This window comes from Ruegeria sp. BHSB058, assembly GCF_059613285.1.
The window spans coordinates 1-26295 of sequence record NZ_JBXWSF010000012.1 but is presented as its reverse complement, the minus strand read 5'-3'; the positions used below and the strand labels follow the sequence as shown (position 1 = coordinate 26295).

The 26295-nt window shown below is 58.3% G+C and carries 29 protein-coding genes; 11 read left to right on the top strand and 18 right to left on the bottom strand.

The window, feature by feature from the left end; all coding sequences use genetic code 11:
- Window positions 1-32: 32 nt before the first annotated feature.
- Complete coding sequence (locus AC2FNB_RS05020; RefSeq protein ID WP_480748159.1) at window positions 33-971, bottom strand: isopenicillin N synthase family dioxygenase; 939 nt, start codon at window positions 969-971, stop codon at window positions 33-35.
- A 253-nt stretch (window positions 972-1224) separates the two neighbouring features.
- Here AC2FNB_RS05020 and AC2FNB_RS05015 point away from each other — a divergent pair, with 253 nt between their 5' ends.
- The gene (locus tag AC2FNB_RS05015; protein ID WP_480748160.1) at window positions 1225-1467 is read left to right on the top strand and encodes a hypothetical protein; all 243 of its coding nucleotides are present in this window, start codon (window positions 1225-1227) and stop codon (window positions 1465-1467) included.
- Window positions 1464-2933 (top strand): flavin-containing monooxygenase, encoded by a 1470-nt coding sequence (locus AC2FNB_RS05010; RefSeq protein WP_496744864.1) that lies wholly within the window; start codon window positions 1464-1466, stop codon window positions 2931-2933. Before AC2FNB_RS05015 ends, AC2FNB_RS05010 begins: the two co-directional genes overlap by 4 nt.
- Before the next feature lie 65 nt (window positions 2934-2998).
- Here the strand turns inward: AC2FNB_RS05010 and AC2FNB_RS05005 are convergent, their stop codons facing one another.
- The 3 genes from AC2FNB_RS05005 to pyrC all read right to left on the bottom strand — a co-directional run bounded on the left by AC2FNB_RS05005 (window position 2999) and on the right by pyrC (window position 6503).
- Window positions 2999-4489, bottom strand: coding sequence for a replicative DNA helicase (locus tag AC2FNB_RS05005; protein WP_480748162.1), 1491 nt, complete (start codon window positions 4487-4489; stop codon window positions 2999-3001).
- A 225-nt stretch (window positions 4490-4714) separates the two neighbouring features.
- Entirely contained in the window at window positions 4715-5395 is a 681-nt protein-coding gene (locus AC2FNB_RS05000; RefSeq protein ID WP_480748163.1) for an orotate phosphoribosyltransferase, read from the bottom strand.
- Between the two features lie 70 nt (window positions 5396-5465).
- Window positions 5466-6503, bottom strand: a complete 1038-nt coding sequence (gene pyrC / locus AC2FNB_RS04995) for a dihydroorotase (RefSeq protein WP_480748164.1) — start codon at window positions 6501-6503, stop codon at window positions 5466-5468.
- A gap of 117 nt (window positions 6504-6620) precedes the next feature.
- Between pyrC and AC2FNB_RS04990 the strand changes: the two genes are divergently transcribed.
- The 3 genes from AC2FNB_RS04990 (at window position 6621) to AC2FNB_RS04980 (ending at window position 9376) form a co-directional block, all read left to right on the top strand.
- Window positions 6621-7058, top strand: a complete 438-nt coding sequence (locus AC2FNB_RS04990; protein ID WP_480748165.1) for a hypothetical protein — start codon at window positions 6621-6623, stop codon at window positions 7056-7058.
- Between the two features lie 106 nt (window positions 7059-7164).
- Complete coding sequence (locus AC2FNB_RS04985) at window positions 7165-8073, top strand: AAA family ATPase (RefSeq protein WP_480748166.1); 909 nt, start codon at window positions 7165-7167, stop codon at window positions 8071-8073.
- Between the two features lie 46 nt (window positions 8074-8119).
- Window positions 8120-9376 (top strand): vWA domain-containing protein, encoded by a 1257-nt coding sequence (locus tag AC2FNB_RS04980; protein WP_496744860.1) that lies wholly within the window; start codon window positions 8120-8122, stop codon window positions 9374-9376.
- A gap of 50 nt (window positions 9377-9426) precedes the next feature.
- Here AC2FNB_RS04980 and AC2FNB_RS04975 read toward each other — a convergent pair whose 3' ends face one another.
- From AC2FNB_RS04975 to secG, 11 genes are all read right to left on the bottom strand, one after another.
- Window positions 9427-10233 carry an ABC transporter permease gene (locus AC2FNB_RS04975; RefSeq protein WP_496744858.1) on the bottom strand — a complete coding sequence of 269 codons (807 nt, stop codon included), beginning with the start codon at window positions 10231-10233 and terminating at the stop codon, window positions 9427-9429.
- Entirely contained in the window at window positions 10230-11117 is an 888-nt protein-coding gene (locus AC2FNB_RS04970; RefSeq protein WP_480748169.1) for an ABC transporter permease, read from the bottom strand. Before AC2FNB_RS04970 ends, AC2FNB_RS04975 begins: the two co-directional genes overlap by 4 nt.
- An 83-nt stretch (window positions 11118-11200) precedes the next feature.
- Entirely contained in the window at window positions 11201-11947 is a 747-nt protein-coding gene (locus AC2FNB_RS04965; protein WP_480748170.1) for a transporter substrate-binding domain-containing protein, read from the bottom strand.
- A gap of 32 nt (window positions 11948-11979) precedes the next feature.
- Entirely contained in the window at window positions 11980-12756 is a 777-nt protein-coding gene (locus tag AC2FNB_RS04960; protein WP_480748171.1) for an ABC transporter ATP-binding protein, read from the bottom strand.
- Window positions 12757-12884: 128 nt separating this feature from the next.
- Window positions 12885-13637, bottom strand: coding sequence for a phosphate/phosphite/phosphonate ABC transporter substrate-binding protein (locus AC2FNB_RS04955; RefSeq protein ID WP_496744855.1), 753 nt, complete (start codon window positions 13635-13637; stop codon window positions 12885-12887).
- A complete protein-coding gene (locus tag AC2FNB_RS04950) occupies window positions 13634-14071 on the bottom strand; it encodes a tellurite resistance TerB family protein (protein ID WP_480748173.1) in 438 nt (145 codons plus the stop codon). The genes AC2FNB_RS04955 and AC2FNB_RS04950 overlap by 4 nt, the downstream gene beginning before the upstream one ends.
- A gap of 20 nt (window positions 14072-14091) precedes the next feature.
- A complete protein-coding gene (locus AC2FNB_RS04945; protein ID WP_480748174.1) occupies window positions 14092-14541 on the bottom strand; it encodes a tellurite resistance TerB family protein in 450 nt (149 codons plus the stop codon).
- 42 nt (window positions 14542-14583) lie between these two features.
- Window positions 14584-14877 (bottom strand): DUF1330 domain-containing protein, encoded by a 294-nt coding sequence (locus tag AC2FNB_RS04940; RefSeq protein WP_480748175.1) that lies wholly within the window; start codon window positions 14875-14877, stop codon window positions 14584-14586.
- Window positions 14878-14953: 76 nt separating this feature from the next.
- On the bottom strand, window positions 14954-15724 hold the full coding sequence (locus AC2FNB_RS04935) for an isocitrate lyase/PEP mutase family protein (RefSeq protein WP_496744852.1): 771 nt from the start codon (window positions 15722-15724) through the stop codon (window positions 14954-14956).
- Between the two features lie 93 nt (window positions 15725-15817).
- The gene (gene pyrG, locus AC2FNB_RS04930) at window positions 15818-17461 is read right to left on the bottom strand and encodes a CTP synthase (protein ID WP_480748177.1); all 1644 of its coding nucleotides are present in this window, start codon (window positions 17459-17461) and stop codon (window positions 15818-15820) included.
- A gap of 156 nt (window positions 17462-17617) precedes the next feature.
- Complete coding sequence (gene secG, locus AC2FNB_RS04925; RefSeq protein ID WP_480748178.1) at window positions 17618-17983, bottom strand: preprotein translocase subunit SecG; 366 nt, start codon at window positions 17981-17983, stop codon at window positions 17618-17620.
- 149 nt (window positions 17984-18132) lie between these two features.
- Here secG and nthA point away from each other — a divergent pair, with 149 nt between their 5' ends.
- The 5 genes from nthA to AC2FNB_RS04900 all read left to right on the top strand — a co-directional run bounded on the left by nthA (window position 18133) and on the right by AC2FNB_RS04900 (window position 21454).
- Window positions 18133-18747, top strand: coding sequence for a nitrile hydratase subunit alpha (gene nthA / locus AC2FNB_RS04920; protein WP_496744850.1), 615 nt, complete (start codon window positions 18133-18135; stop codon window positions 18745-18747).
- The gene (gene nthB, locus AC2FNB_RS04915; protein WP_480748180.1) at window positions 18744-19421 is read left to right on the top strand and encodes a nitrile hydratase subunit beta; all 678 of its coding nucleotides are present in this window, start codon (window positions 18744-18746) and stop codon (window positions 19419-19421) included. The genes nthA and nthB overlap by 4 nt, the downstream gene beginning before the upstream one ends.
- Window positions 19418-19753, top strand: coding sequence for a nitrile hydratase accessory protein (locus AC2FNB_RS04910; RefSeq protein WP_496744848.1), 336 nt, complete (start codon window positions 19418-19420; stop codon window positions 19751-19753). The genes nthB and AC2FNB_RS04910 overlap by 4 nt, the downstream gene beginning before the upstream one ends.
- A gap of 163 nt (window positions 19754-19916) precedes the next feature.
- Window positions 19917-21212: an adenylosuccinate synthase gene (locus AC2FNB_RS04905; RefSeq protein WP_496744847.1), complete on the top strand. Its 1296-nt coding sequence runs from the start codon at window positions 19917-19919 to the stop codon at window positions 21210-21212.
- Window positions 21212-21454, top strand: coding sequence for a DUF2842 domain-containing protein (locus AC2FNB_RS04900; protein ID WP_480748183.1), 243 nt, complete (start codon window positions 21212-21214; stop codon window positions 21452-21454). Before AC2FNB_RS04905 ends, AC2FNB_RS04900 begins: the two co-directional genes overlap by 1 nt.
- Window positions 21455-21530: 76 nt before the next feature.
- On the opposite strand, the gene AC2FNB_RS04895 is transcribed toward AC2FNB_RS04900, so the two are convergent.
- Window positions 21531-23357, bottom strand: coding sequence for a hypothetical protein (locus tag AC2FNB_RS04895; protein ID WP_496744845.1), 1827 nt, complete (start codon window positions 23355-23357; stop codon window positions 21531-21533).
- Window positions 23358-23398: 41 nt separating this feature from the next.
- Here AC2FNB_RS04895 and AC2FNB_RS04890 point away from each other — a divergent pair, with 41 nt between their 5' ends.
- Window positions 23399-24271 (top strand): thiamine diphosphokinase, encoded by an 873-nt coding sequence (locus AC2FNB_RS04890; protein WP_480748185.1) that lies wholly within the window; start codon window positions 23399-23401, stop codon window positions 24269-24271.
- On the opposite strand, the gene AC2FNB_RS04885 is transcribed toward AC2FNB_RS04890, so the two are convergent.
- Both AC2FNB_RS04885 and AC2FNB_RS04880 read right to left on the bottom strand, forming a co-directional pair.
- A complete protein-coding gene (locus tag AC2FNB_RS04885) occupies window positions 24216-25133 on the bottom strand; it encodes a DMT family transporter (protein WP_480748186.1) in 918 nt (305 codons plus the stop codon). The two genes, AC2FNB_RS04890 and AC2FNB_RS04885, sit on opposite strands and share 56 nt — an antisense overlap.
- 77 nt (window positions 25134-25210) lie before the next feature.
- Window positions 25211-26295 (bottom strand): L-serine ammonia-lyase (locus AC2FNB_RS04880; protein WP_496744843.1); only part of this gene is annotated, 1085 nt, incomplete at its 5' end.

The window sequence follows — 26295 nt, the reverse complement described above, 5'->3', positions numbered from 1 at the left end:
AGCGGACGCCCGCAGGTCAAGAGGGAAAAGATCTAACTTTGTGCTGGTTTGTGGGCGTCATAGGCCGCTTCCAGTTCCCCGCGCAGAAAATCCGCAAAAAGAAGCGGTTTGTACCGGGGGGTACCGGTCCCCGGCAGGGGTTCGATCACGGTATTGACATGCGGGTCGAAGAAAAACGGGCAGCTGTACCGTTCGCGACCCGAGCGGTTGATCACCCGGTGCGGTGTCGAGAGCAGTCGCCCATTACTCATCCGGTGCAGCATGTCACCGACGTTGACCACAAACGTGCCGGGCCGTGTTGGCACATCCACCCAGTTTCCTGCGGGTGTCATGACTTGCAGGCCGCCCACGTTGTCCTGCGCCAGAAGGGTTAGACAGCCGAAATCCGTATGTGGAGCCGAGCCGAAAAGGTCATCAGGGCTGGCGTCAGGTTGCGGTGGATAGTGCAACAGGCGCAACCAGATGGTCGGGGTTGAAAACGCGTCAAGTATTGAGGTGTCTGTCACACCAGATGCTTGTAGTGCGATCTTCATCAGTCGCCCCCCAAGGGTGGACATGGTGTTGGCATAAGAATTCAAGGTTTCGCGGAATCCTGGCAAATCCGGCCAACGGTTCGGGCCGGATAAATAAACATCGGGGTCGGCAGCCATATCCTCGCGCATCATCATGAAACTCGCGGATTGATTCGGCTTGGTCACGACGGCCAGCGTCGAATTGACGTCCGTCGACGTATTGATCGGGATATAACCGCGGTGGCTCTGGTCGACCGCAATGGCCATCTTGGCTTCGATCGGCAGCGCGTGAAATTGGCGCGATGCTTCAAAGACTGCTTCAACCAGAGCCGGGTCGACTCCGTGCTCTTCGACATAACCGAAGCCGGTGACGCCATAGGCGGCACGAAAATCGGCGGCGATCTCTGAATCGGGTCGGTCGCCCAGCCGAATGACGGGGATTTCAGTAAATTCTGTCATGGTGTTCTCGCTTTGAGTTTGGGTGAAAACAGGGGCAGCAGTGCCCCCGATCTATCCGGCAAAGCGTTTACGGCGGTGGCCGAAATGGCGCGCCAAGATCTCACGGCGCGGCAGGTTGAGGAATACCTTGGTCATGCGCCAATCTGTGAACCATTCTCGGCCCTGAGGTCAAGCGTCGTGTCGTCCGCAACTCGTCTGCACATCAGAAATAGGTTTTATGTTATATTGCTGGTAGGACATCATGGGGGGCACCATGTCTGCGTTTTTTTGGGCGGGAACCTTTTTGGGGGCCGTCATCGGTTTTTTTCACCTGTTCATCATCGTCTCAGCCCGGTCAAGGTTGGCTGATCCTCAGCCGCTGAAGTCTGTCTGGCAGGGGCTTTGGGTCTGGGCGCTGTGGACGATATTCGGCGCGTATATTCTTGCGCTTTGGGTGTTGGGTGCGCTCCTTCTTCTTGGATCACGCATATTCGGTATAGGGCGGGCCGAGCGATGAACCCGGGCAACATCAAAGAAGCGCTGATCATCGGGGCCGGAGTTTCGGGTCTGGCAACGGCCAAATGCCTACAGGAAAAGGGTATTAAATGCACGATCCTTGATCGAAACCCGGAGTTGGGCGGTGTGTGGGCTGATGGGTACTACGATTTCGGAGTACAGGTCCAAAAGGACCTCTATGAGTTTCCGGATTTTCCCTTGTCCGAGTCCGCCTCTCCGTTCACGCCCGGTCCGGAATTTCAGAAATACCTGAGAGACTATTGCGCGCATTACGACATCACGGACCGCCTGCGGCTGGGCACGCGAGTTACGTCTGTACGCCAGTCTGGCGAGGTGTGGAAGGTCGACACCGACCAGAATGGTCTGTCAAAGACCAGGACGGCAGATCTTTTGGTCATCGCCACCGGCCTCTATTCCGAACAACCGCACATACCGATAATCGAAGGGCAGGACCGGTTCAGTGGGGAAATTCTTCATAGTAGCCAGGTCAAGACACTCGACGTGCTCAAAGGCAAACGTGTGGCCGTGGTTGGATATGGCAAAAGCGCAACCGATATCGCAGGATCGGCCACCGACGTTGCTGACAAGGTGCATCTGGTTTTTCGCACAGCACATTGGCCGGTGCCCAGAAATCTGCTGGGGTTGCTGCCATTCAAATGGGGAATGCTGACGCGGCTGGTTGCGGCCCTGATCCCACCCTATGTTCGACCGACGCCAATGGTACGGGCCTTGCATAACGTGGGCTACCCGCTGCCTTGGCTGTTCTGGCGCGTGGTCGAGGTTCTGCTGCGGACACAGCAGGGTTTGGGTATGCGGATTTCAAACGGCAAAAACCTGGTGCCGGATCACCCGGTGGAACTGGATGCGTTCAGCGAAGTCACGATGGTCCCGCGACCCGGCCTTTTGAAAAAAATTCGCAGTGGCAGAATTTCGGCTCACCGCAGCGCGATAGCTCGGTTTGACGGCAATAAACTCGTTCTTGCAGATGGCGAGGCGCTTGACGTCGATTGCGTGGTGTTCGGTACAGGGTGGCGAACAGGGCTGGACCAATTGCCGGATGATCTTCGTACGAGACTTGGGGAAGGGACGGATGGCATTTATCTGTACCGGCATATCCTGCACCCCGATGTTCCAAACTTGGCCTTCGTCGGTCGTGCCTCGTCGTTCATGAGTGTAACCACATTTGCGCTGCAGGCCCGTTGGCTGGCCGAGGTCGCCGCCGGCAATGTCGAACTTCCTTCGTCCCAAGCGATGCAGGGCGCGATCGACGGTCTGCGGCGCTGGAAGCAATCATGGATGCCCGACGGGCCCGCACGCTCGGCAACCTTGCTTTTGCATATGGCCCACTACCATGATGAACTCTTGAACGATCTGGGCCATGATCCGTTGAGGAAAACCGGTTTATTCGCACCGCTCAAAGAAGTTCTGGTTCCATATTGCGCCCAAGATTATCGCGACGTCACCTGAGCTTGGAACAGGCGCTCCGTCGTCGGAAAACTGCATTGCAACCGACTACCACATTGTGGGTTGCCTCAGTATCCTTCGATTTCTCCGCCCTGCTGCCAGGGTTTGACCAGATTGCCGAAGCGGGTGAATTGTGCTTCGAATGACAGCTCGACTGTGCCAATTGGGCCATGGCGCTGTTTGCCAACGATCAACTCGGCCTTTCCGTGCAGCCGCTCCATGGCGTTTTTCCACTCTTCCATCTTGTCCAACTCGTGATCGCCGGGCTTTTCGCGTTCTTTGTAGTACTCCTCGCGGAAAACGAACATCACGACATCGGCATCCTGCTCGATCGAGCCCGATTCCCGCAGGTCGGACAGTTGCGGGCGTTTGTCGTCCCGGTTTTCCACCTGACGCGAAAGCTGGGACAGCGCGATGACGGGAATGTTCAACTCTTTGGCAATCGCTTTCATGCCCATTGAGATTTCTGCAATCTCGTTCACGCGGTTGTCCGACATGCCCCGGCATAATTGCAGATAGTCGATGACCAGCAAGTCCAGTCCGTGTGTCCGCTTGAGGCGACGCGCGCGCGCCGCCAACTGGGAAATTGGCAATGCAGGTGTGTCATCGATGAAAAGTGGGCAGGCTTCCAGCTCTTTGGCGGCATCCACGAACCGGCGGAATTCGGCCTCGGTCATATCGCCCTGACGTATCTTGTGCGACGAGATCTCGGAGGCCTCGGCCAGAACCCGGCCCGCCAATTGCTCGGCGCTCATTTCCAGCGAAAAGAACCCGACGACGCCGCCATCGACCGCGCCTTGGGAGCCGTCCGACCTGGTTCCGCGCCGATAGGCCTTTGCCACATTGAACGCGATATTGGTTGCCAACGAGGTCTTGCCCATCGAGGGGCGTCCGGCAAGAATGATCAGGTCCGACGGATGCAACCCGCCCAACTGCTTGTCCAGATCGACCAGGCCGGTCGAAATTCCTGCCATTCCGCCACCGCGCTGATAGGCCTCGTTGGTGACGTTGACTGCTTCGGTCACGGCCTTGAGAAAGGACTGGAACCCCTGTTCCGTCTGCCCCTGTTCCGAAAGCTGGTAAAGCGCCTGCTCGGCTTCGACGATCTGTTCTTTCGGCTCGCTCGCCACGTCGACCCGCGCCGCCTTATCCGAGATGTCCCGCCCCAGCCGGATCAACTCACGCCGGATAGCCAGATCATAGATCATCTGCGCATAGTCGCGCACAGCAAAGGCGCTGATCGAGGCACCGGCCAGCTTGACCAGATAGGCTGGTCCGCCCAGTTCCTTGAGGCCCTCATCCTCGGCCATAAAGGATTTCAGTGTCACCGGAGAGGCAAGCGCGTTCTTGGCTATACGTGCTGCGGCCACTTCATAGATGCGTGTGTGCACCGGATCAAAGAAATGCTCGGCCCCGATGATCGAAGCGATGCGGTCATACAGGTCGTTGTTTGTCAGGATCGCGCCCAGCAACTGCTGCTCGGCTTCGATCGAATGCGGCATGGTTTCGGCATTCTGAATCTGTGCCGTTGCCTGCCCGATACTGCTGATCTCGTTCATTCTTGTCCCCGTCGCCTTACCGCCCTGTCTACACGTATGCGCGAGGACTGCGCCATCTGGAAATCCCTGTGGTTAACTCACCGGGAGACCGTGGGATAACTTCGTACAGCAGGGCTTGGTTGTTATTGGGATGGTACATCATGTGGCGCATTAAAGAAAGTACCACAATATTTTGTCCGAGGTGGCACGATTCGGCTTTAATTATCCACATACGGTTCTACCGAGTTACGTCGGTTTGTTGGCCTCCTGCCAGCCGCGCGGGTCATTCAGAAACGCTTCAACTCCGTCCAGAGTTTCGGAATCAAACGCGCCTTGCACCTTGGCTTCAGCCAGCACATCCCACCAGGTGCAAAGGTGATGCAACTTAACGCCATGTTCGCCCAGTGTCTTCTCCGTTTCGGGGAAGATGCCGTAATAGAAAATAACCGCCGTGTGGCCGCAGGTGGCTCCGGTTGCGCGGATCGCGTCGACAAAGCTGAGTTTTGATCCGCCATCGGTGGTCAGATCTTCGACCAGCAACACTCGCTGGCCCTCGCTCATCACACCTTCTATCCGGGCATTGCGACCGTATCCTTTGGGTTTTTTGCGAACATAGGTCATCGGCAGCGCCATACGCTCAGCCACCATGGCTGAAAAGGGGATGCCTGCGGTTTCACCGCCCGCGATGTTGTCAAAGGCCTCGAATCCCGCGTTGCGCATCACGGTAACGGTCAGAAAATCCATCAGCGTAGAGCGAATGCGCGGGTACGAGATCAGCTTGCGGCAATCGATGTAGGTCGGACTTGGCAGGCCACTGGCCAGCGTGAACGGTTCGCGCGCATTGAAATGCACGGCCTTGATCTCCAAAAGCATCCGTGCGGTCAGACGGGCGATTTCGGTGGCGTCGGGAAAGCTAGACGGGATCATACTGTTCAATCCTTGGATCTGGTCAGAGAGGCTGTCGGCCTCCGGCGGGAGCATTTGGGAAAAGATGCAGTCAGTGAACGTGCCAATGCAAAGGAAACCCGGGATCAAACACCGTCACTGGCCCTTCACCGGTTTCGATCTTTGTGGGATAGGCCACCGGCTTCCCCTTGATCAGGGTGATCGTTCCTGTGTTCACCGGCAACCGATAGAAGGCAGGCCCATTCAACGAGGTGAACGCCTCCAGCTTGTCCAATGCGCCTTCGCGATCGAACATCTCGGCCACCAGTGACATCGTGTTGGTGGCGGTGAAGCATCCCGCGCAACCGCAGGCCATTTCTTTGTTTGCATCGGTATGCGGCGCGCTGTCGGTACCCAGAAAAAACCTCTCATCGCCAGATGTGGCGGCGGCGAGCAGGGCAATGCGGTGCTCCTCGCGCTTTGCGACCGGCAGGCAATAGTAGTGCGGCTTGATGCCACCCACGAGAATATGGTTGCGGTTGATGATCAAGTGGTGGGCCGTGATTGTTGCGCCCAGATCCTTTGCGTTTGCCTTGACGTAGTCCACGCCATTTGACGTTGTGATATGCTCCATCACCACGCGTAGTCCGGGCGTTGCCCTACGAATCGGGTCAAGAACGTTTTCGATGAACACCGCCTCTCGGTCGAAAATATCGATCTGTGTGTCCGTGACTTCGCCATGGACGCATAATGGCAAGCCGATCTCGGCCATCCTCTCCAGCACATTTCGGACCTTGTCAAAGTCGCGCACGCCCGAAGCCGAGTTCGTTGTCGCCCCGGCAGGATACAGTTTGACGGCCTTGATCAATCCGTTGGCATAAGCGCTGGTCACGTCCTCTGGGTTGGTATCCTCGGTCAGATAGAGCGTCATCAGAGGCTCGAACGAGATCCCCTCGGGTAGGGCCGCCAGGATTCGGTCGCGATAAGCGGCTGCCTGATTACCAGTTACCACCGGTGGCACAAGGTTGGGCATGATGATCGCACGGGCGAAATGGCGGGCGGTTTCCGGCAGTACGGCCCGCAACATCGCGCCATCGCGCAGGTGGAGATGCCAATCGTCGGGGCGGCGGATCGTGAGGCTTTGTGTCATGGCGCACCCGCTAGCACAGGCGGGGCGGTCGGGAAAGCCCCAGCGGTGAGGGGCGAGGCAATTTGCGCGCTTCTCAGACCGCTGTAGCCCATGCAGGCTAAGGCATCGGGAGTCATCATGAAAAAGACGTTGACGTTCAGACATGTCTATCCGACCGACCCGGATCGGTTGTTCGAACTGGTCACCGACCTCGACACGCTCGAGGCAGTGACCCGGCCGTGGATGCGCTTCGATCATTTGCCATCGGGGCCAGTGCACGAAGGGCAGGTGATCGATGTCGACCTGTCGCTGTTTGGCCTTCTGCCTGCTCGGCCCTATAGGATGGTGGTCACCAAGTGCACCGATGCCGGGCATCAGATGACATCGGACGAAACCGGGATGGGAACGCATCTTGTGCACCGGCTCGAAGTGCATCCCTGCGCCCAAGGCGCGGAGCTTGTGGACATTATCGAGGTCGAAAGCGGATGGGCAGCTCCCATTGTGACGCTCTGGTTGTGTTTGACACATCACTGGAGGCACCACATTCGCATGCGGCTTGTAAGGAGTTCGAAATGAGTGCGCCCCGATTGCCGATCAGCGAAGTTGACATATGTCCTGAAAAACGCGCGACTTGACGCGCCGGACCTGTCGTGACCTGTTGGGCACAATCGGGGGAGAGTGGATGAACAAGCCAGAAACAATCGGTGCGGTGCAGGAATTGCTGGCTGCTCAAGGATATGTCTGTGGGCGGCCGTTGGCTACGGTCGTTTTCCTGGCGCTCAAGCTGGGCCGCCCCTTGTTTTTGGAGGGCGAGGCTGGCGTCGGCAAGACCGAGATTGCCAAGGCGCTCGCCGCAGGGCTGAACCGCCGCCTGATCCGACTGCAATGTTACGAAGGGCTGGACGCTTCGTCAGCAGTCTATGAGTGGAACTTCCCCGCCCAAATGGTCGCAATCCGAACTGCCGAGGCTTCGGGTGGGGCCGACCGAACGGCCTTGCAAACCGAGTTGTTTTCGGACGAGTTTCTGATCGAACGTCCCCTTCTGCAAGCCATGCGTCCGGATGAACTCGGTTCTCCGGTGTTGCTAATCGACGAATTGGACCGCACAGACGAACCGTTCGAGGCTTTCCTGCTGGAAGCACTGAGCGATTTCCAGGTGACGATTCCGGAACTTGGAACCGTCAAGGCTCCTGAATCGCCTATCGTTATCCTGACATCGAACCGCACCCGCGAAGTTCATGACGCGCTGAAGCGCCGATGCCTATATCACTGGGTGGACTACCCGAGTTTTGAACGCGAAGTCGAGATTTTGCATGCCCGCGCGCCGGAGGCTGCGGAAAACCTGAGCCGTCAGATCGTCGCCTACGTCCAGCAGTTGCGCACCGAGGACCTGTTCAAGAAACCCGGCGTTGCGGAAACGATTGACTGGGCCAAATGTCTTTTGGCACTAGATGTCCTTGATCTGAGTCCCGAAGTGATCGGTGACACCGTTGGGGCAATATTGAAATATCAGGACGATATCCAGAAACTGCAGGGATCCGAAGCCAAGCGCATTCTCGATCAGGCCAAGGCATCGCTGGAACCGGTCTGATGCCCGACCGGTCAAAACATATCCCGCAAGGCATTGCTGAACGCTGATGGCCGAACAACTCCCGCTGGAAATTCCCGACAAGCCGAAGCTGGCGCAGAACATTACGCATTTCGCCCGTGCTCTGCGCAAGGCCGGCCTGCCCATAGGACCTGGCCGAGTGGTTGATGCCATTCGTGCGGTCGAAGCGGCGGGATTTTCGGAAAAGGAAGATTTCTTCTGGACGCTGCACGCCTGCTTCGTAAACCGACCGGAACACCGGGCCGTGTTTGCGCAGGTGTTCCGGCTTTTTTGGCGCGATCCGCGATACCTTGAACACATGATGGCGATGATGCTGCCAGCGGTACGCGGCGTGCAGGAGGAACGCAAGGCGGATGCGGGCGCGAAACGCGCTGCCGAGGCCTTGCTGGAAGGTGTGCAGCGCGACCTGCCCGAATCTCAACAAGAGGAAGAGGCGACCGAGATAGAAGTTGACGCCTCGCGCACAGCTTCTAGTGAGGAACGTCTTCGCACATTGGATTTCGAACAGATGAGCACCGAGGAAATCGCTCTGGCCAAGCGCATGCTGGCGCGGCTTTCACTTCCGGTCAAACCCATCTTGTCACGACGGGGGCGGGCCAGCCATTCGGGCAATCGCATCGACCGTGCCCGCACTCTGCGCACAGCCATGCGTCAGGGCGGTGAGTTGCGTGATATTGCACGCCTCAAACCACGTCCGCGTTGGCCCAACCTCGTCGCCCTCTGCGACATTTCCGGATCGATGAGCCAATACAGCCGCATGATCCTGCACTTTCTGCATGCTGTTTCGAACACGCGTGGCGCGGGTTGGGCGCGCGTGCACGCCTTCACATTCGGAACGCGGCTGACCAATATCACTCGTCACCTGCATCAACGCGACGTAGACGCGGCTTTGATGGCAGCGGGCGCAGAGGCGCAGGATTGGGAAGGGGGAACTCGGATCGGAGAATGCCTGCACATATTCAATCGCGACTGGTCGCGCCGGGTCATGGGACAGGGCGCGGTTGTTCTATTGATAACCGACGGCCTTGACCGCGGTGATCCGGAGCGTCTGGCGCACGAGATGGAGCGCCTCCACCTCTCTTCGCGCCGCTTTATCTGGCTCAACCCGCTTTTGCGCTGGGACGGTTTCGCGCCCAAAGCTCGCGGCGTCGCAGCGATGCTGCCGCATGTGGACAGTTTCCGGGCCGGGCATTCCATAGCGTCGCTGGAAGACCTCGCAACCGCAATTTCGACACCTGAGGACGTAGGAGAAAAAGATCGCCTCTTGACGTCACTGCATGTCTGAAGCCGTTCGCCCAGAAGACCGTTACCCTATTTGACGGCCTTAGAGCACTCCTATCGCGCGAGGTTCAGACGGAATCGCATCTTGGCGCGTTGCCCGTTCGGGAGGTGCCGGTTCAGGCGCTTGTTCACCAGACTGAATGCCCACGATATCAACAGCGTCAGCAAGATGAAATAGAAAGCCAGGATCGGGTAGGCCACGAAGGGGTTGAAAGTTTTGTCGGCAAAATAGCTGGCGTAGTAAAGCGCGTCGCCGCGCTGCTGCCAGGCTGGGAAGGCCGAGAAAAAAACAAGTGTGGTGGCGTGGAACAAAAAGATCGCCTCGTTGGTGTAGGCGGGCCAAGCCAGCCGCAGCATAGTCGGCCACACGATGCGGCGGAAGCGCGGCCAACCGGACATGCCATAGGCATCGGCGGCTTCCAGATCGCCTTTTGGTATCGAGCGCAAAGCGCCGTAGAAGATTTCACCCGAATAAGCTGCGGTGTTCAGAAACAGAACGATCAGCGCCCCCAACCAAGCCGAAGTGAAGTCGTCAAACATCGGATAGCTTTTCTTCAGCGACAGGAAGAAGAAATAGGCAAAGAAGAATTGGATAAAGAGCGGCGAGCCGCGGAACACGAATATGAACCATTCCGACGGTTTGCGCACCCAGCGGTTGACCGAGCTTTTTCCGACTGCCAGAGCGGTCGCGAGGAAAAAGCCGGTGGTCAACGCCATAAGGCCGAAATAGATGTTCCAGATCATGCCCGAGCCGATCAAAGTGAAATGCTCACACAGCGTAAAATCACTTTTGGGCAAAAGCCGTTCACCGATACCGATCGACCGCAGGCCATAGTCGTGGATGGTTTGCAGGCAACTCATGCGGTGGTCTCCTTGCGCAGCAGCTCACCGCCGGATGTCGCCTGCCCGTGGGACAGTTTGCGCATCAGCTTTTCGAGGCCGATCTCAGAGACCCGGGTCATACCGAGATAGAAGACCAGCAGGAACAGGAAGTACCACATTCGCCAGTCGCCGTGGGGGTACTGGGTGAATTTTGAGGTCTTTGTGCCGCCGATCTCTCGCGCCCAATAGACGATATCTTCAATCCCCAGCAGAAATAACAGCGGCGTGGCTTTGATCAACACCATCCACAGGTTGCTGAGGCCAGGAAGGGCATAGACCCACATCTGTGGCACCAGAATGCGCCAGAAGGTCTGGCTGCGGCTCATCCCATAGGCCGCGGCGGTTTCCAACTGGGCGTGGGGCACGGCGCGCATACCGCCGAACAGGACATTGGCCGCGAAGGCTCCGAACACAATGGCGAAGGTGATAACGGCCAGAAAAAATCCGTAGGTTTGATGAACCCATTCCGGAGCGGTTCCAAGCGGCAATTTGGCGGCGGGGCAGACCAGAAAATCGTTGCCCTGTCGGATCGCATCGGTCCATTCGGGGCAAAGTATCTGATGGCGTGTCCATTCGAACGCTTGATCCAGCGCGATTACGAAAAACAGGAAGAAGGCGATGTCGGGTACGCCACGTACGACAGCTATGTATCCTTTACCCAGCCAGCTAAGCGGCAGTAGATGCGACCGCGCGGACATAGCGCCGACAAAGCCGAAACTCAGCGCCACGGGCGCGGTGACGGCCAAGAGAGCCAGAACCTTCACGAACGACATATAGAACGACAGGTGCACGCCGTTTGTGAGGTAGCAGGAAAACCAGCGGAACGTGCTGAGCGTTTCGGGATCAGCGCAATAGGAAAACATGAGGCGTCTTTCGATCGTCAAGCCCGGCCAGAAACCGGTGCCGGTTCGGCGCGCCAGGCGCGCCGAACCGTTTGCCGGACGTATTAGTTGGTGACGGTCGTGCCGTCAGTGCCGTAGACAGCGGCGTCTTCGCCGAACCACTTCTTGATCATGGTGTTCAGCGTGCCGTCTTCCTTCATCGAAGTAATCGCCGCGTCAAATTTGCCGCGCAACTCGCCGTCGGATTCACGAAGGCCCATGCCGACGCCTCCGCCCAGCGGAACATCGTCGCCGACGAACATCAGCTCACCGCCTGATTCCTCGACCAGTGGCACCAGATAGTCCTTGTCGGCAAAGACGGCATCGGCCTCGCCGTTGCGGACGGCGGCGATGGTTTCTTCGGGGGTTGCGAACTCGACCAGGGTGGCGCCGCTTTCAGCGACATAACCGGCTTGGATCGTCGCGGTCTGCGCCGCGATCACGCCCGTCAGATCAGCACCTTCGGAGGCAGCGGCAAAGGCCGATGCCGCCGGTGGGATGTAGTTTTGGGTAAAGTCGATAACTTCGTCACGTTCGTCGGTGATCGACATGCCGGCGATAATGGTATCGTAGTTGCCCGAAACAAGGTTCGGGATGATCGAATCCCAGTCGTTCTTGACCCATTCACAGTCCAACTCGGCGCGTTTGCAGAGCTCGTCGCCCAACTCGCGCTCAAATCCGTCAACCTCACCGGCGTCATTGATGAAGTTGTACGGAGGATAGGCACCCTCGGTGCCCATTCGCACTGTGTCGGCCATTGCCATGCCTGCACCCAGAGCTAGGGCTGCGGTGGTCAGAATCAGGTTCTTCATTGGTTACTCCCCAGTTTGTTACTGATTTGAATTTATGCCGCCTGAGTGGCGGAAAGGAAGCCCTGAAGTCGCTCCGATTCAGGGGCAGTAAAGATATCTTCGGGTGAGCCCTCTTCCTCGATAAGGCCCTGATGAAGAAAGACGACATGGCTGGAGATGTCTGCGGCCATCTTCATGTCGTGGGTTACGATGATCATGGTGCGGCCCTCGGCGGCCAGATCCTTGATGACCTTAATGACTTCCTGTTCCAGCTCGGGGTCCAGTGCCGAAGTGGGTTCATCGAACAAAAGCGCCTGCGGCTCCATGCACAACCCACGTGCTATGGCGGCGCGCTGCTGCTGGCCCCCTGACAGCTGTGCCGGGTAATTGTCGCACTTGTCGCCGATGCCCACTTTGTCAAGATATTTCCGGGCACTGTCCTCGACCTCGTGCCGGTCGCGCCCCAGCACGGTCAGCGGGGCCTCCATCACGTTTTGCAGGATGGTCATATGTGCCCAAAGATTGAATTGCTGGAACACCATGGAAAGATTGGTGCGAATACGCAGCACCTGTTTGGGGTCGGCAGGGCGGCGAGTGTTGCCATTGCCGGTCCAGCGCACCGGTTCGCCGTTGAAGATGATCTCGCCCTCTTGGCTGTCTTCGAGCAGGTTGCAACAACGCAGAAGCGTGGATTTTCCCGATCCCGACGATCCGATCAGTGAAACGACGTCGCCGCGATGCGCGGTGATGTCGACCCCTTTCAGCACTTCGAGTTGTCCAAAGCTTTTGTGAAGGTTCCTGATTTCGATGACGGGGGCTGTACTGGTCACTGTCTGTCCGGTTTTTGTGAGTGGTGTTGGTCCGGTACTAGGGCCGAAATTCCTGAGCATTGCAATGCGCAAATGTAGCAAATGGGGGGGTGATTGCCCGTTTTGATCATAGATAATGCTCGAAACGGTCAGGGTGACCTGGCGAAAACTTCTGGACCCGGAGGTGTTGGAATCGCCAGATATGCCTGGGCCGGAATGTTCACCATCTGCCGCAAATGCAGCAGTTGGCGGTCTGTGTCGGGCAGATCGGAGATCGCTGAGCGCACGGCGCGAGCAATGGCTGAAGCGTCTTCTTGATCGGATGTAATGTAGGGCAGCGTTGGGGTTGGCTCCGTGCGATCGACCTCGCGGAGCCTGTACCTGAGGTCGGTGTGCTGTTTCAGCAGTTCCCAGGTCAAGGCATCGAGTGATGCGAAATCTGCTTTTCCTTCGGCGACAGCTTGAGCCGAGCGGGCGTGACCTCCGCTTTCCAAGAGCATTCTGGGGGCCAGACCGAGTTCCGCCAAGTGGGTGACCGCTGCAGCCCAGCCGGATTGCGACAGTGCTTCGTTATAGGCAAAGGTTCCGGTGGTCAGCTGTTCCAGGCTACGTGGGTCATCCTTGCGGGCGACGAACACCGAACAGTAGTGACCAGGGGGGCAACCGGGCAGACCATAATCGGGTGTGCCAACGATCTGCACCCTTCCATGCAACCGGGTTCGATAGGGCATGCCGCAAGTCTGCGAAAATACCATCTCGGGGTCGAGCCAGATATCCCAGAAATCCCGGTCGCGTGTCAGCGTATCGGGGCCTCGGCCAAGGTGTTGGCGAATGAGCGACCAAAACCTGTCATTTGCGGGTTGCAGCGAGGGCAAGTCGTACATGCCCAGCATTGCGGTCATGAACGTTGTGCCTTTTGCCGCGCCAATGCCGAATCAACATCACTAACGCCAAGCAGGCTGGTTACCAGCCGTAACAGCGAGTCTTCTTCGCCGGTGCGCGTTCCGTCAGCCAGAACCACCGACCACATCGCTTCGACCACCGCCTTGCGGTCGTCATAGGGCACGGCTTCCTTGATGGCGCGGGTAAAGCGCACGGTGTCGGGGGCTTGTGCCTCCAGATCCTCTCCCTGGGCGCGCAGGGCAGCGGCCTCGAACGGGGACAGGCCATAGCGACGCGCGGTGATGCGGTCGATCCGGGCCATTTCGGTATCTGCATAGTCGTGGTCGGACCGTGCGATGCGCACCAGCAGGGCGGTCAGTGCCAGACGGGCGTCTTCGGCACCCAGCGGGTCGGGTTGTGGTTGTGTCAGTCGAGAAAGAAAGTTGCCAAACATGAATCGGTTATAGGGTGGGTTTACTGCGGGTCCAAGCGGCTTTGAACGCGCGCGCGGGCCGCCTTGCTGTCATTGAAGCTGAGCCCCATTGCTGCGCGGGCTTCTTCGACGATCTTGATCTCACCTTCCTGAGTCTCGCCATCTGCGAGCACGACTTCCCAAAGCGCGTCCAGGGCGGCCATACGCTCTTGCAGATCGGTGGTTTCACGGATCAGCTTGCCGAATGTGTCTGTATCCGGCGCGGCGGCATGCAGCTTCTCGCAGGTCGCGCGCACCTTGGCGGCCTCGATCGCGTTGTGCTGGTAAAGGCGCGCAAGAATTTTATCAATCAGCCGGATTTCTTCGACCTGATAGTCGCGGTCCGCTTGTGCCACGCGCACCAGCAAAGCCCCCAGCGCCAGTTCGGCGTCGGGATCGGGCAGCGCCGAGTGTTGGGGGGGGCGAAACGCCTGAAACAACTTCTTCAGCATGGGGGCAGACTATTCCGGTTTGAGAAGGTCGCCAAGCAGGAACTAGACATCATATCCCTTGATGATCACCAGATCGCCGGTCGACACCGGGTCACGCAAAGCCTTGGCATCCTGGTAGCCGACGCTGTCATAGCAGGCCAAAGCATCTTCGTAGGTCGGAAATTCGATAACCACGGTCCTGGCGCGCGCCTGACCTTCGCGCACTTGCCGCTCACCGCCGCGCACCAGAAAACGGGCGCCATATTCGGCAAACGGTGCGGCGTTTGCGGCGATATAGGTCTTGTATGTCTCCATGTCGTCCACATCCACATGGGCGACCCAGTATCCCTTGGTCATGGGATTTCCTCCTGCGGTTCACGAGGCAAAGTGCGAAGGAAACCGCAGATTTGCAATACCCTAACGCGGATCAACCCTATGGCCGCAGTGCCGCGCTCGCATTCTCTTGCAGCCAGGCAATCATCTGTCGATAGGGCACCGGACCATAGCTGACACGTGCAACACCTAGTTTCGCCAGTGTCGGCGTATCTGGCGTGCCGGGCAGGGCGATGATGTTGACGGGCAGGTCGATGGTATCACAAAGTCGGGCAATCAGTGCTTCATCCTTCAGGCCGGGGGCAAAGAACCCGCTGGCCCCGGCATCAGCATAGGCTTTGGCGCGTGCAACGGCATCATCCAGCATTGCATTATCATGGTTGTCCGGATGAGCCTTCAGAAAGATATCCGTGCGCGCATTAATGAAGGCAGGAATGCCGGACGCCTCACAGCCTTGGCGCATTGCGGCAACCCGACCCACTTGCGTTTCAATGTCGTACAGGTTTTTTGTTCCGATGATCTGATCTTCGAAATTGAAGCCGATCACGCCGGATTGCAACGCTGCACGAACATTGGTCGTGATCGTTGCCGGATCTTCCGCATATCCGCCTTCGAAATCCAGCGTGACCGGCAGATCGACGGCGTTGACAATGCGGCGGGCATTATCCAGCGCGTCATCCATCGGCACGTTCTGACCGTCGGAAAAACCTTGCGCCATGGCAACCGGAGCACTGCCCGTTGCAATTGCCTTGGCACCGGCGTCGCGTACTGCAGCAGCGCTGCCCGCGTCCCAGATGTTGAAGAGAATCACCGGGTCGCCCTTGCGATGCAAGGCCGCAAACTGTTCTGCGCGGGTAATCTGAGAGTTCATGACCGATCTCCTGTCTCGTGTCCACAGACAGTGAACCTTGAGACGGGGTATGTCGAACAGGAAAGTCCGACCCGCCCCACACTTTGCGGTGATTTATACCAGCCGTGATGTTTCCTTGGCGGCGCGGACAAAATCCTTGAACAGGGGATGCGGGTCGAAAGGTTTGGATTTCAGTTCGGGATGATACTGAACACCGATGAACCACGGATGATCCGACCATTCGACGATCTCCGGCAGGCGCCCGTCGGGGCTCATTCCCGAGAAATTCAGGCCCGATTTTTCCAACTTTTCCCGATACTTGATGTCCACCTCATAGCGGTGGCGATGGCGTTCCTCGATATTGCGCGCGCCATAGACTTCGGCCACCTTGGAGCCTTCTGCCAGAACCGCGTCATAAGCGCCCAGTCGCATTGTACCGCCCTTGTCGTCGCCGACCTTGCGCTCGACCCGGTGATTGCCCTGAACCCACTCCTTGAGGTGATAGACGACGGGTTCGAAACGCTTTTTCCCGGCTTCGTGGTCGAACTCCTCGGACCCGGCCTCGGCAATGCCGGCGACGTTTCGAGCGGCTTCGATCACCGCCATTTGCATGCCCAGGCAGATACCCAGATAAGGTACTTTGTGCTCGCGTGCATATTGTGCGGCTTTGATCTTGCCCTCGGTCCCGCGTTCGCCAAAGCCACCAGGGACGAGGATCGCGTGGAAACCTTCGAGATGGGGTGCTGGGTCTTCGGTGTCGAAAATCTCGGCATCGACCCATTCGATCTTCACCTTCACCCGGTTGGCCATGCCGCCATGGGTTAGCGCCTCGGCAATCGACTTATAGGCGTCTTCGAGTTGAGTGTATTTGCCGACGATGGCGACTTTCACTTCGCCTTCGGCGTTGTGGATGCGGTCGCTGACGTCTTCCCATTTGGCCAGATCGGGTTTCGGGGCCGGGCTGATCTGGAAAGCATCCAGAACCGCCTGATCCAGACCTTCCTTGTGATAGGCCAGCGGTGCGTCATAGATGGTGGACAGGTCCTGCGCCGCAATAACGCTGTCCGGGCGGACGTTGCAGAACAGGGCCAGTTTCTCACGTTCTTTCTGTGGAATCGGCCCTTCCGAGCGGCAGACCAGAATGTCGGGAGCCAGACCGATTGACCGCAGTTCCTTGACCGAGTGCTGGGTCGGCTTTGTTTTCAACTCACCCGACGCTTTAATATAGGGTAGCAGTGTGAGGTGCATAAAGATGCATTGACCGCGCGGTTTGTCCTGGCTGAACTGGCGGATAGCTTCGAAAAATGGCAACCCTTCGATGTCGCCTACGGTGCCGCCGATCTCGCAGAGCATGAAATCGACCTCATCTTCGCCGATGGCGATGAAATCCTTGATCTCGTTGGTGACGTGCGGGATCACTTGAATGGTCTTGCCCAGATAGTCTCCGCGGCGTTCCTTCTCCAGCACGTTGGAATAGATGCGGCCAGAGCTCACTGAATCCGTCTTGCGTGCCGCCACACCAGTGAAACGTTCATAGTGGCCAAGATCCAGATCGGTCTCGGCCCCGTCATCGGTGACGAAAACCTCGCCATGTTCAAATGGCGACATGGTTCCGGGATCGACGTTCAGGTAAGGATCCAGCTTGCGCAAACGCACCGAGTATCCCCGTGCCTGAAGCAAAGCGCCAAGTGCCGCCGACGCCAGGCCCTTGCCGAGCGAAGACACAACACCGCCAGTAATGAAAATAAATCGTGCCATGTTTTTCGGCTGCTCCCGTGTGACGTATTATCAACTGCCCGGCGGTCAAAAAAACCGCAGCACCACGGGACTTCACATATAAGAGATTCGCGCGCAAAGCGCAAGAGAACCGCAAGATGCTGTGCCGTTCTCTATCGGATTTCTAGGTTTTGTGGATCAGTCGGCTTGCGGGATCAGCGGCGCGTTGTCGCCCTGTGCCGGCGGCAACAGGTCTTCGCCTGCCGGAAGCTCCGGTGTGCTGGGCTGCGATTCTTCCTGCGTAGGAACACCCAGCCGGTCGATGACAGAACTGCCCGAAGATTTCTTGGCCGCGATGATCGTCAGCGTGATCGACGTGACGATAAAGCAGATCGCCAGAATCCATGTCAGCTTGCCCAAGGCAGTTGCCGCCGCGCGGCCCGACATGACTCCGCCACCGCCGCCGCCCATGCCAAGCCCGCCACCTTCGGACCGCTGCATCAGAACGACGGCGATCAGGCCCAAAGCCAAAAGAAGGTGAATGATGAGGACAACGTTTTCCATGGTCTTCCTGTGCGGCGTGGCGTGTATCGCGTGGTATCTATGCAAGTTTGCCCGGAGGGGCAAGGGAGGAGTTTCCATCACGTCCCGTGATGTCGGATATCACACCAAAAGGACTGGACAGAGGCCCTTGCCTCGCGCAGGCTCGGATTATGCCGCATGACGACCACGACCACCCACATGCTCTTTTGCCGCCTGAGCCCGCACTGCGAGTCAAGGCATTGGAAACGATTCTGACCCGCAAGGGGCTGATCGACCCGGCAGCACTCGATGAGATCATAGATACCTATCAGAATCGCATCGGGCCGAAGAACGGCGCGCATGTGGTGGCAAAGGCCTGGAGCGATCCCGTATTCAAGGCTGCGCTGCTTAAGGATGCAACACCGGTCGTTGCCGACCTGGGCTATTTCGGTCGACAGGGCGAGCACATGGTGGTGGTCGAAAATACGCCCGCCCGGCACAACATGGTCGTTTGCACCCTGTGCAGTTGCTATCCTTGGCCGCTGCTTGGCATCCCACCGGGATGGTACAAATCCGATGCCTATCGGGCTCGTGCGGTGCGTGAGCCGCGCAAGGTGCTGGCAGATTTCGGTGTAACCCTGCCGCCGGAAACCACCGTCAGGGTTTGGGATTCGACAGCGGAGGTACGCTATCTCGTGCTGCCGATGCGGCCCAAGGGGACTGACGGGATGGGCGAAGAGGAACTCGCCGCGCTGGTCACTCGTGACAGTATGATCGGCACCGGCCTGGCCAAGGTGCCGTCATGACCCGCGTACATGACATGGGCGGGAGGTTCGGCGACGGCCCAGTAAGACCGGAGGCCGAGGACGCCCCTGTTTTCGCCGAGGATTGGCACGCTCGCGCCTTGGCTGTGACCTTGGCTGCCGGGGCGCTGGGTCAGTGGAACATAGACGTTTCACGCCACGCGCGCGAGAGGTTGTCGCCCAAGGATTACACGCGATTTTCCTACTATGAGAAATGGATCTCTGCGCTGGCCGATCTGCTGGTCGAATCCGGGGTGCTGACCGAGGGCGATCTGCGCGGCGAAGAAAGAGACGCGCCCCACCCGCTGGCAGCCAAGGCATTGAAAGCGCAAGCTGTGGCTGGTGTTCTGGCCAAGGGCGGCCCCGCCGACCGCCCGACCGGGCCTTTGCCAAGGTTCTCGGCAGGTCAGGCGGTACGGGTGCGCATGCCGACCGATAATGCGCTGGTTGCCAGCGGGCACACCCGGTTGCCCAAATACGTGGCCGGGGCGCATGGTTATATCCGAAACGTTCACGGCAATCACGTTCTACCCGACAGCAACGCGCACGGGTTGGGCGAGGCGCCCGAGCCGCTTTATGCCGTGCGCTTTTTTTCCCGCGAGTTGTGGGCGCATCCGGAACACCCCGACGATGAAGTGGTTCTGGACCTGTGGCAAAGCTATCTGGTGCCAGGATGAACGACTGCCCCTCGCATACCGCGCCCGAGCCGGTTTTTGAGGCACCCTGGCACGCGCAGGTCTTTGCGTTGACTGTCGTCATGAACGAGGCCGGACGATTCGCCTGGGCCGAGTGGGTAGAGCGCTTTGCGGCTACCCTGAAAAGGCGAGGGTTGACGCAGGAGCTTGACGGCGGTGAAGACTATTTTCGCGCCTGGCTTGAAACGCTTGAGATGTTTCTGGCCGACAGCGGCGTCGCGCAGTTCAGCGAGGTCGCCCGGATGCACACCGCCTGGGAGCAGGCGTACCTGACGACGCCCCACGGCGAACCTGTGCATTTGCCTGTAGAGTGACAAGAGGGGCGTTGCCCCCCGTCGCAGCAAGCCGCGACTCCCCCGGAGTATTTTTGAAAAGGTGAAGAGGTGGCCTGTCCGGTGCGTCGAATTTGCGGTTTCCCTGATCCACGCGCCCCGGTATATGAGCCGGGTTTGGTAGTTCAGCGCAAAAGGACCGGATATGGCCAACGTGGTGGTTGTCGGCGCCCAATGGGGTGACGAGGGTAAAGGCAAAATCGTTGACTGGCTCAGCGAGCGGGCGGACTTGATTGCGCGTTTTCAGGGCGGGCACAATGCTGGTCATACCCTGGTCATTGACGGCAAGGTCTATAAACTGAACGCTTTGCCCTCGGGCGTCGTGCGCGGTGGCAAACTGAGCGTGATCGGCAATGGCGTGGTGCTGGACCCTTGGCATCTGGTCAAGGAAATCGAGTCGATCCGGGCGCAGGGCGTCGACATCAGCCCCGAGACTCTGATGATCGCCGAAAACACGCCGCTTATCCTGCCAATTCATGGCGAACTGGACCGGGCGCGGGAAGAAGCGGCCTCCAAAGGGACCAAGATTGGCACCACCGGGCGAGGCATCGGGCCTGCCTATGAAGACAAGGTGGGGCGCCGTTCCGTTCGGGTCGCTGATCTGGCTGATGATGCCACGCTTGAAGCGCGGGTCGACCGGGCATTGCAACATCACGACCCACTGCGCAAGGGGTTGGGAATAGAACCGGTGGACAGAGACGCGCTGGTCGCGCAGCTCAAAGAGATCGCGCCACAAATACTGCAATACGCCGGTCCGGTGTGGAAGATCATGAACGAACAACGCAAGGCTGGAAAGCGCATCCTGTTCGAAGGTGCGCAAGGTGCGCTGCTTGACATCGATTTCGGCACCTATCCCTTCGTGACTTCGTCGAACGTGATCGCCGGGCAGGCCGCCACGGGTGTGGGCATCGGGCCGGGATCGATCGATTTTGTTCTGGGTATTGTAAAGGCTTATACCACCCGCGTGGGCGAGGGGCCATTCCCGACCGAGCTGGATGACGAGGACGGCAACCGTCTGGGCACCCGGGGGCATGAGTTTGGCACCGTCACCGGGCGAAAGCGTCGCTGTGGCTGGTTCGACGCGGTGCTGGTGCGCCAGACCTGCGCCACCAGCGGCGTCAACGGTATTTCGCTAACGAAGCTGGACGTGCTGGACGGGTTTGAGACGCTGAAGATCTGCGTGGGTTACGAACTGGATGGTGCGCGGCTGGATTATCTGCCGACGGCGGCGGATCAACAGGCGCGCTGTACGCCGATCTACGAGGAAATGCCGGGCTGGAGCGAATCCACCGAGGGCGCACGCAGCTGGAACGACCTGCCTGCCAATGCCATCAAATACGTCAAACGGGTGGAAGAGCTGATCGAATGCCCTGTGGCGCTGCTTTCAACCAGCCCGGAGCGGGAGGATACCATTCTGGTCACCGACCCGTTTGCCGACTGATGGGTGGGGCCAAGAAGCCGGGCCTCAGCTACAAGGCCCGTCGCCGCTGGTCTTTGATCATCCTGCTGTTGGGCTTGCCGCTTTATATTGTGGCTGTGGTGACAGTGCTGAATTTGTTGGATCGTCCGCCAATCTGGCTGGAACTGTTGGTTTATGTCGGTCTGGGCGTTTTGTGGGCGCTGCCCTTCAAATATGTCTTTCGTGGCGTTGGCCAAGCCGACCCGGACAAGGACAAGCGCTGACAATCGGCCTTTGCCGAACAAACAAAAAAAGGCCGATCAGATGATCGGCCTTTTTGCATTCCTGTTGTTTCAATAGTCAGCCTGCAGCACGCTCATCGCCGGGGCGGAAACCAATCTGGCTGGAGGCAGAGAACCGTCCTCCGCCCGCCTTTTCGATCTTGCCGTCTCGTAACAGCTGACCAAACGAACGCAGGCTGTCTTCGCGATCAAAGGTCGGCAGGTCAAGGGCGCGGACCTTGTTCATCAATTGCGGGCGCGAGAACTGCTCTTGCCCCTCAACAAATGACAGATAGGCCGCAGCCGCTTCAAGCAGTTCGGGCATGGATTGGGCGCCTTGCGCTTCTGCAAAGGCCTTGAATCCTTCACTTTCTTCCCTCTCGAAAGCTTGGGAGGCTATGCTCGATGCGACGTCTTCTGGGGCAAGGTCAATCCGCTGTTCCGCGACCAGTCGCAGCACGCCTGCCTCAGCGGACTCCAAATTGGCGGACTCCTGCCCGCCGGAGAGGCTCATTTTTTGCTCGGCGGTAGCCAGCAGCCGTGACAGCTCTTCATCCTTGTCGTCGACGTATTCTACCGCGAGTTCGGCGCTTTCTTCGGATAACTCGATGATTCCATCGAAATCGTCCTCCACCGATTGCGCGACCGGAGCTTCACTGGGCGTATTTGTGGTTTCTTCATCGATCGTCGGCGCCACATCGTCAAAACCCAAATCGAGTCCGACCTGTGGTTTGGAGAACAGAAAGCCGTCGATCGGATCGTTCGTCTCTTTCACACCCAGAATTTTGTACCCGGCACTGTTTTCCTGTGCCTCTTTGTGGGCGTCTTCTTCGATCTTTGCCCTGGCGAAGGCTGCGGATATCGCATCGACCGTATTCAAAGCCTCGAGTGGCTTGAATTCGGTGTTTTCGTCCTCGGCGAGATGCCCAGTTTCGGCATCGTGGCGTGAGACCACGGCGCGGATGCGCTGGAGCTTGGCTACGATGCTGTCGGCAACGGGGATGCTCTCTGGCTCATCGGCCGTGGATACGGCATCAGGCCCGGAATGCGTCGCCCGCAGTTCGGGTGCGGGCAAATCTGCGTCATCCGCCACTTCTTCGGTATGATCGAACGATACCGGTGCCTCTGTTTTGGCGGTCTCGTCATCGAATTCTTCCGGTTCAACCGTCAACTCGTTCAGAGCGTCTGCCTCTTCTGACGGGATGACTTCACTAACTTGGTCAAACTGCGACACGGAAACGTCACTTGAAGCGGTTTCGGTTTCCTCTTCAAAAGCAACAGTTGCATCCTGAAGGTCGGTCATATGCTCATCGACCTCGTCCTCGAAGGATACACTCTCATCGACTTCATCCGACCAGGGTTCGATGGCGTCTTGCGCATCCGCCGTCTCCTCAACTTCGTCGGAAAGGGCAGTTTTCTCTTCGGTCACCTCTTCCGGAGACGCCTCCAGCGGGGTCCCTTGGAATTGACCCCAAACCGGCATGTCCTGCGGTTGCTCGTCGGGTCCCTCGACATCAACATGCTCGGGAACATCTTCCAGCGGCGCGGCGCTATGCACGTCTTCGAAATCGGAATTGTCGGTTGCTTCTCCGACAGGTGCCAATTCTTCGCTTTGCACCTCGTCAATTGTGTTTTCGTCGGACGCTACATCCTGCCGGTCGACGATCCGGTCGTTGCCGAAGGGTGCCTCGTCTTCGCGCGAGGATGTCTCTGCAGACGGCGCAGGTGCGGCCACGCCCGACGCGCGGAGCAGGATGCCGCCGGAATCCTGATGGGCCTCAATATGACGGGCCTTATCGCGTCGCGCGATTTGTGTCAGCATCTCTGGGTCGGGTTGCGGAGGTTCGGACCCGAAATAGCGGTCATCCGCCGCAAGATCCCGAAAGTACTCTGCGATTGCTTTCATGGTCTCAAAGGAATCTTCAAATCCTTCAAGGGTGCATGAGAATGTCCCGTAAGATACGGTTAACACTTTGTTGCTCTGTACCATGCGACGCTCGTCCTCTACATACCAGTTGTCTAGCTTATGTTGCGCCCAGAGCCATTTTCGGCGCAAAACTGTGTAACTCAAGGTATCATTTTGTGGCCGGAATGTGTCGAAAAATCAAAAATAAATCCAGTGGTCACAAAAATGCCGCATTTATCCAAAGTTGCGCGCCGGTTGGTCTTGTAGGAGGGGGCGAAATCGGGGCAAAGGATTTTGCTCTGATGGCTCAAAACGTGGTGCTGGTGGCGGCTGCGGACGGTGGCGCACAAGCGGTAATTGCGAATGACCGGATGCCTGACGCGGTCATAGGCGATTTTGATTCGCTGACACAGTCCGAACTTGGCCGCTTTCCTGCCGATAGATTGTTTCCGGTTCGGGAGCAGGAGAGCACGGATTTTGACAAGGCGCTACGCAACATCGATGCACCTCTGGTTTTAGGAATCGGCTTCCTCGGCGGTAGGGTCGATCACCAGCTTGCGGTTTTCAATACGTTGATTCGAAATGCAGAAAAGCGTTGCATTCTGATCGGCAAACATGAGGTCATCTTTCACGCGCCACCATCGATCCGACTAAAAATCGAACCGGGCAGTATCGTGTCATTGTTTCCTTTACGACAGGTAATGGGGCGCAGCCGGGGTTTGGAATGGCCTATCGGAGGGCTGGTTTTCGAACCGGATGGTAAGATCGGAACCTCCAACAGAGCGTTGTCCGATTTGGTGTTGGAGTTCGACGGCCCGGGCATGCTGATCATGGTGCCGCGTGATTCGCTGGATCAGGTCATGCAGGCGTTTCAGTCGGAGCTGACCGGGCGCTGGCCCGCTCGCGCAGAATGACATAAAGACCTGCGCCGATGGTGATGCAGATTCCGACCGCTGCCAGCCCGTTTGGCAGATCGTGGAAGATGAGCCATCCGATCACCGTCGCAACAGGAATTTCCAGATACTGCATCGGAGCAAGAGTTGCGGATGGGGCATAGCGCAATGACCACGTCATCAGCAGATGCGCCAAAGTTCCCAAAAGCCCGATGGCGATAAGAAGCCATGCGGTTGCAACTGTCGGAGGAAGGGTAAAGGACAATTGTGGCAGTTCAGCAATCGTGCCCGCGATCAATACCGGAGCGACCGCAACTGTCGCCAGCACGCCGGATACTGCTTGTAGTGAAACCGGGTCGGTTTCCTTTGCGATTTGCCGGGTAACAAGCATGAAGAGCGCAAATACCACAGCAACGACAAGCGGCAGAAGGGCGGGCAGGCCAACTGCGGCAAAGCTGGGTTGAATGACGAGAAGTGTGCCGACAAAGCCGACGAAGCAGGCCGCGATCCGGCGCAGGCCAACCTCCTCGTTCAGAACCAATTTTCCCAAGATCAACATGATGAACGGCATTACAAAGGCAATCGCCACAGTCTCTGCCAGAGGCATGAATTGCAGTGCCGTGAACATGGCGGCAATTCCGATGATGTGCAGGCCCGTGCGCATCACGATCAGGCGAAAGACGCGCGCTCGCATGCGCCACGGGCGCCGGGTGGCTACGATTAGTGGTATTAAAACCGCCGCCTGAATCGCAAAGCGGACCAGCAAAAGTTGGCCTATGGGCATCGTCTCTCCCAGCAGTTTGGCAATTGCGTCGCCCATCGGCGCAAGAACGCAGAAACCAAGCATCAGGAGAATGCCAAGAACGGGGCGATCCTGAGTCATGCCGTGCACGCTAGGTCAGGTTTCGGGATTTCAAAAGGGCCAAAAGCCGCCCAATCGGTTTTGGCCCCGGCGGCAGTTCAGCAGTTCGGCACGTTGACCGCCAGACCACCCAGCGAGGTCTCCTTGTATTTCTCGTGCATGTCGTGGCCGGTCTGGCGCATGGTTTCGATCGCTGAATCAAGCGGCACAAAGTGCTTGCCATCCCCGCGAAGCGCCAGCGAGGCGGCGGAAACTGCCTTGATCGCAGCTAACCCGTTGCGCTCGATACAAGGCACCTGCACCAATCCCTTGACCGGATCGCAGGTCATGCCAAGGTGATGTTCGAGGGCGATCTCGGCAGCATTTTCAACCTGCTCAGGCGTACCGCCCATCACGGCGCACAGGCCTGCAGCGGCCATTGCAGAGGCGCTGCCGACCTCGGCCTGGCACCCGGCTTCGGCACCTGAGATCGAGGCGTTGTACTTGATCAGCCCGCCGATGGCGGCGGCCGTCAGCAGGAAATCCTCGATATGGGATTCAGAGGCGCCGGGAACGTGATCGAGGTAATAGCGCAGAACGGCGGGCATGGTGCCGGCCGCCCCATTGGTGGGGGCGGTGACGACCTGACCGCCAGCGGCGTTTTCCTCGTTCACCGCCATGGCATAGACGCTCATCCAGTCGTTGATCGTGTGCGGCGCGTTCAGGTTCATACCGCGTTCGGCAATCAGGGCGTCATGGATACCCTTGGCGCGCCGCCGCACGTTCAGGCCGCCCGGCAGGATGCCTTCGGTGGCCAACCCGCGCTCTATACAGTTGTTCATCACTTCCCAAAGTCGGGCTGTACCCTTGGCGAAGGAAATCGCACAACCGCGCGCAATTTCGTTGTCGCGCTTCATCTGGGCAATGGTTTTGCCCGACGAGGCAGCCATTTCCAACATTTCAGCTGCGGATTTGAACGGAAATGGCACCGGTGGGCCGTCATTGGTGTCTTTGCCTTGAGCCAGCTCTTCCTCAGTCAGGACAAAGCCGCCGCCGACCGAATAGTAGATCTGCTTCAGGATCACGTCCCCTTGAGCATCGGTCGCCATCAAGATCATGGCGTTGGCGTGGCCCGGCAGGTTGTGGTCATAGTCAAAGACCAGATCGTGCTTGGGGTCGAATTTGAGGGTCGGCAGGCCTTCGG